This is a genomic window from Marinimicrobium locisalis, from assembly GCF_039822625.1.
GTDB classification, from domain to species: Bacteria; Pseudomonadota; Gammaproteobacteria; order Pseudomonadales; family Cellvibrionaceae; genus Marinimicrobium; species Marinimicrobium locisalis.
This window is the reverse complement of sequence record NZ_JBDLLG010000077.1, coordinates 1-984: the sequence shown is the minus strand read 5'-3', so window position 1 is coordinate 984 and position 984 is coordinate 1. Positions and strand designations below refer to the sequence as shown.

Genomic DNA, 984 nt, shown 5'->3' with positions numbered 1-984 from the left:
TGCGCGGGCAGTTGTGCCTGTTTCAGGTGCCGGGCGATACGGCTACGGGTACGCTCGGTCAGTTCATGCTCGGCCACCTGCTGGGCGAAGTCCAGGTAGGACAGTTCGTTGGCCTCGGCCTGGGCGAGCAGTTCGTCGAGGTGATTCGCTGTCGCACTCAGGCGCAAGCTGCGGTACTGAGACTGGGTCTGCTCAAGCCGACTCATGGGTCACCTCCTGGCCACTGGAGCGGCCAAGCTGGGCATAGGCCTGCAGAGCCGAGGTGGGTATTCGGTCCTCAGTGCCCGGCGCCGTGTCGATGTCGGGTTCTCGCCCTCGCTCCCGAGCCTGCTGCCAGGCCTCCAGATAGTTTTGTATGGCGCTGGCGGTCAAGCGGGTTTGCTGGGTCAGTATTGCCAGCAGCTCGGCGTCTACTGGTCCATACCGGTTCAGCAAGTCACGCACTCCCACCAGTTGGTCTTTGTAGATTCTCGGCGAGGTGAGCTTAAGCAGGCGACACAGCGTCGCGGCGGCCTGTGCCGGTACGTGCTCAGTAATCGCTTGCTCCAACTCGTTGATACGCTGGGTCGGATCCCGGTAATGATGGTTGTTCTTGATGGTACGCCCCTTCTCCAACGACAGAGTGTGGCGGGCGATCCGCTCACCGGTTTCCAGGTCGTGAATGTGCAGTTGGCCATGGTGCTCGGCGACGCCCACCTGAGCGCGTTGCCAGCGCAGCGGCACCGAGTATTTGTTGGCCTTCCAGGAGATCAGGCCGGTCTTGTCGGCTCGGCGCCGGTGTTGGGTGGGCGTGGTATCCAGCAGGCTTGATGGCACCAGATAGGGTCTCAGGTGGGCGCGCTCGTCCGACTCGAAGTGTGCGCGCGGCTCCCGCCCGGTGGTGCCGTGGGTACGGGCGTTTGCCACGGTCTCCAGCCAGTGTTGCAGGTGCTGACGTAGCGCCGTCTCGCTCTCGAAGGTCTCCCCGTACAGGGCGTCCTGCTT

The 984-nt window shown here is 63.5% G+C and carries 2 protein-coding genes; both read right to left on the bottom strand.

Annotated elements, in window-relative coordinates:
• On the bottom strand, positions 1–206 hold a 206-nt coding region (locus AAE514_RS18465), incomplete at its 3' end, for an ATP-binding protein (protein ID WP_347333035.1).
• Positions 193–984, bottom strand: a 792-nt coding sequence (locus AAE514_RS18460; RefSeq protein ID WP_430623925.1) for a Mu transposase domain-containing protein, incomplete at its 5' end; no start/stop codon positions are given. The genes AAE514_RS18465 and AAE514_RS18460, both read right to left, overlap by 14 nt.